A 245-nucleotide genomic window follows, 5' to 3' on the forward strand; every position below is an offset into this window, starting at 1 on the left:
TCGACGACGACCTGCTGGACGAACTGGAAACCCGCCTGCTGACCGCCGACGTCGGCGTCGAGGCCACCACCACCATCGTGCAGAACCTGACCAAGCGCGTGGCGCGCAAGGAGCTGGCCGACAGCGACGGGAGCCTCGGGCGTGGGTTGCGGCTCCGGCTGGGCGACTACGACAGGCGCCACGGGCGCGGGCTGTACCGGCGCGGCGACCGGAGCCGGCGGCGGTTCGACGGGCTGTACGGTTTG

1 protein-coding gene is annotated in these 245 nt (G+C 72.2%); it reads left to right on the forward strand.

Translation table 11 applies throughout. From position 1 onward, the window contains the following. Window positions 1–245: signal recognition particle receptor subunit alpha (locus J5M67_RS29190; protein WP_207888755.1), on the forward strand; the 245-nt coding region annotated here is incomplete at both ends.

Source organism: Pseudomonas sp. 30_B (assembly GCF_017491605.1).
Taxonomy (GTDB): domain Bacteria; phylum Pseudomonadota; class Gammaproteobacteria; order Pseudomonadales; family Pseudomonadaceae; genus Pseudomonas.